This is a genomic window from Hyphomonas sp. UBA3601, from assembly GCF_002375605.1.
GTDB lineage: Bacteria > Pseudomonadota > Alphaproteobacteria > Caulobacterales > Hyphomonadaceae > Hyphomonas.
In genome coordinates this window covers 1-3,546 of sequence record NZ_DFME01000004.1, presented here as the reverse complement: position 1 = coordinate 3,546, position 3,546 = coordinate 1, and the positions used below count along the sequence as shown (strand labels likewise).

General features: G+C 58.7%; 4 protein-coding genes. 3 read left to right on the top strand and 1 reads right to left on the bottom strand.

Features of this window, described 5'->3' with window-relative positions; translation table 11 throughout:
- A partial coding sequence (gene folE, locus B4F73_RS00185; RefSeq protein WP_349678159.1) for a GTP cyclohydrolase I occupies window positions 1-434 on the bottom strand: 434 nt, incomplete at its 3' end.
- A gap of 371 nt (window positions 435-805) precedes the next feature.
- On the opposite strand from folE, the gene cysS reads away from it, so the two are divergent.
- The 3 genes from cysS (at window position 806) to yidD (ending at window position 3,214) form a co-directional block, all read left to right on the top strand.
- Complete coding sequence (gene cysS / locus B4F73_RS00180) at window positions 806-2,191, top strand: cysteine--tRNA ligase (RefSeq protein WP_290482232.1); 1,386 nt, start codon at window positions 806-808, stop codon at window positions 2,189-2,191.
- A gap of 215 nt (window positions 2,192-2,406) precedes the next feature.
- On the top strand, window positions 2,407-2,865 hold the full coding sequence (locus B4F73_RS00175) for an iron-sulfur cluster assembly scaffold protein (RefSeq protein WP_290482231.1): 459 nt from the start codon (window positions 2,407-2,409) through the stop codon (window positions 2,863-2,865).
- 1 nt (window position 2,866) lies between these two features.
- On the top strand, window positions 2,867-3,214 hold the full coding sequence (gene yidD / locus B4F73_RS00170; RefSeq protein WP_290482230.1) for a membrane protein insertion efficiency factor YidD: 348 nt from the start codon (window positions 2,867-2,869) through the stop codon (window positions 3,212-3,214).
- Window positions 3,215-3,546 lie beyond the last annotated feature (332 nt).

Sequence of the window (3,546 nt, the reverse complement as noted above, 5' to 3'; positions counted from 1 at the left end):
TCACAGATTTGCGCGGTCATGGTTTCCTGCGTTTGCAGGCGCTTCGAGAAGATCTCTACGACGCGTGCCAGCTTGGAAATACCAACAACGGCTGCCGACGGCATGTAGGCGACATAGGCCTTGCCAAGGAAGGGCGCCATGTGGTGCTCGCAATGGCTCTCCACGTCGATGTTGCGCAGCATGACGATGTCATCATAGCCCTGCACGTCCTCAAAGGTACGCGACAGGTATTTGACGGGATCTTCCTCATAGCCGGAAAACCATTCCTTGTAGGCGTTGACAACGCGCTTTGGCGTGTCGAGCAGGCCTTCGCGACGCGGATCGTCGCCAGCCCACGCGATGAGCGTGCGCACGGCTTCTTCGGCCTCTTGAACGGTAGGGCGCTTGATGGGCTCTGCGCGTGCCTTGTCTTTATTGGGAGTGATGGCATCCATGGCCATGATTGAAGTTTCCTTCGACTGAGGGACGAGGGTCGAGCCGAGGCTTGGTCTGGGAAAGCGTAAAAATGCTCCCCTGCCCGGACTTAACGCCCGCCCGGAGTTGATACCCTCAGGGCGATATGAGGAACATAAGGGTGCGATGGCCTTGTTTCCAGCCCTTTCTACGCTGACGTCGCGCGACTGGATGACTCCATTCTTGGCTTTTCTGCGCGCCGATGATATCGCCGTCGACATGGAACGTGTTCGATTTTGTTGTCGTCCTGCCTGCCGGTGTTGCTGTTAACGCATCAACACGCCATTAGGGCTGGCCAGCTACCCGTAGCGCCAGCGACACGTCCAGACTTCCGAAATCGAGCCCAAAAACCATGACAATCCGCATCTACGACACCGCCGCGCGCAAGAGGCGCGTTTTCCAGCCGCAGGATCCGGCGCGCGTGACGATGTATGTCTGCGGCCCGACTGTCTACAATTACGCCCATATCGGCAATGCGCGTCCGCCCATTGCATTCGATGTGCTGCGGCGCCTGCTGATGAGGGTGTATGGTGAGGATGCGGTGATCTACGCGCGCAACATCACCGATATTGAAGACAAGATCATCAAGGCCAGCGTCAAGACCGGCGAACCGATTGAGATGATTACGAAGAAATTCGCCCAAATCTACAATGCCGACACGGCCGCACTGAACGTGCTCGCGCCCAGCATTGAGCCTTGGGCGACCGATCATGTCGGCGAAATGATCGAGATGATTGAGAAGCTCGTCCGCAAACGCTATGCCTATGTCGGCAAGGAAGGCGTCTGGTTCTCGGTCAATTCCATGCCGGATTATGGAAAGCTGTCTGGTCGCAAGCTCGAAGACAATGAAGCCGGCGCACGCGTTGCTGTCGACGAAGACAAACGCGACCCAGCCGACTTCGCGCTCTGGAAATTCGCCAAGGAAGGTGAACCAGAAGATGCGATCTGGGACAGCCCGTGGGGCAGGGGACGTCCCGGCTGGCATATCGAATGCTCGGCCATGGCCGCAAAGCATCTCGGCAAGACAATCGACATTCATGGTGGCGGGATTGATCTTCAGTTTCCGCATCATGAAAACGAAATTGCCCAGTCCGAATGCGCGCATGGCGAGATCATGGCGAACTATTGGATGCACAATGGCTTCCTGGATATGGGCGGCGAGAAGATGTCGAAATCGCTCGGCAATGTCGTTCTGGTGCACGAGCTATTGAAGCAATGGCATGGTGAGGTGCTGCGCTTTGCCATGCTGAGCGGGCATTACCGCGCGCCGCTCGACTGGACGGAAGACTTGCTGAAACAGGCCAAGACAACGCTCGACCGGATTTATGGCGCGTTGCGCCGTGTGTGGGACGCTGAAGGCGGTGAAGTCGATGACCGGGGCGTCTTCGACGCCCTTTGTGATGATCTGAATACACCCGAAGCGCTCGCTTCGCTCTCGCGCATTGCCGGCGAAGCAAACATGGCGGCGGACAAGGGAGATACGGATGCTATGGCGACGGCCCGCGCAAATTTGCTCGATGCCGGCGAAATGCTTGGGCTTTTGACCCTGACTCCCAAAGCCTGGGAACAGGGCGGGGATGATGATGGCAATGACCGCATAAATGGGCTTGTTCAGGCGCGTATCGATGCGCGCGCAGCCAAGGACTGGGCTGAAGCTGACCGAATTCGTGATCAACTTGCTGCCGAAGGTATTGAGATCATGGATGGGGCCGGTGGCTCGACTTGGCGACGTATCTGATTTTTCAGGCCGACTGCAATTGCCCCGATGACGGAAGCTTTAATTGACCTTAACAGGCCGCTCCTGTGTGTTCGGGCCACGGCCTGAGCGCCCCGTTTTCAATGCACGACACGCCTTTGCCGCCTGCCTCGCGTTCGCGCCTGAGTCAGGCGGCATTTTTTTGTCACCGTGCCTCAGCCTTGCGCCGTGCGCCAGCGAAGGCCATGTTTCAGGCGATGAGCGAACTGTACCATAATCGTGTTCTCGAACTCGCAGCGGACATCCAGCATGTGGGTGATCTGACAGATCCTGACGGGTCTGTCCTGAAGGTATCGCGTGTGTGCGGTTCGACCGTGAAGGTTGATCTGAAATTGGACGAAGCGGGCGCGCGCATCACGGCCATCGCAGTGGATCCAAAGGCTTGCGCTCTCGGCCAGGCGGCTACCTCGATCCTTACAGAACACGCCATTGGTGCAACGATCGAAGAGGTGATCACGGCACGGGACGCTTTGAAAGACATGCTGAAAGGCAATGGACCTCCGCCGGAAGGCCGCTTCTGGGAGCTGCGCCATCTGGAACCCGTGGCCGATTATCCCCCTCGCCATACGTCCACGCTGCTAGCTTTTGAAGCGGCGGTTGCTGCCATCGAGGAGGCATTGGCAAGCCGCGGTCTCGCGCGCGAGACGGCAGGCTGAGATGGCCGGTTTGCGGCGCCGGTCAGCGAATGGTCTGCTTTGGGTCTACAAGCATGGCCCAAGCCAGGTGTTCTACGCGTTCGGCGCGCGCTGCCAGCACACGCCCACCTGCAGTGAATATGGCGCCGAATGTGTTGCGCGGTTTGGATGGTGGCCGGGCATCTGGATGGCGCTGGCGCGTTTCATCCGGTGTCGACCGGGCGGCAGTCTCGGCAAGGACCCGGTGCCGGAAACCCTGCCAGATGTGCCGGTCTGGCAGCCTTGGCGGTATGGCGCATGGTCGGCGCGCAAGGCCATGGAACGAATTGAAAACCGCCCGTCGTCATGCCATATGAAACCCGATGAGTGATATTCGTTGCTTTCTCGGCCCCGTTGGCCTGACCACACGAACTCGCCGGGGTGCCTGACGCGCCCCTTGGCTGCGCCTTTGTGCGCGCCCGCTTCATGTACCCATAAACAGCCCAAAAGAAGCCCGGATAGGGTCCGAAAACCCCGCCACTGCGCGAGAAATGCGTATGGGGTGGGAAATCTGGTGAAGTCGCGTTAAGCAGACGCCGGATAAAGGGCCTGACCGGAACCGAATTTGCCGCGCTGTACAGAGCGCAAGAATGCACGAAAAGATTAGACCATGATCAAAGTATCCCTGCCAGACGGCTCCGTCCGCGAATATGAAGAGGGCGC

What these genes read in the sequence shown, in the direction of transcription:
- cysS (WP_290482232.1), top strand. Translation starts at nt 806, where the DNA reads ATGACAATCCGCATCTACGACACCGCCGCGCGCAAGAGGCGCGTTTTC.
- yidD (WP_290482230.1), top strand. Translation starts at nt 2,867, where the DNA reads ATGGCCGGTTTGCGGCGCCGGTCAGCGAATGGTCTGCTTTGGGTCTAC.
- B4F73_RS00175 (WP_290482231.1), top strand. Translation starts at nt 2,407, where the DNA reads ATGAGCGAACTGTACCATAATCGTGTTCTCGAACTCGCAGCGGACATC.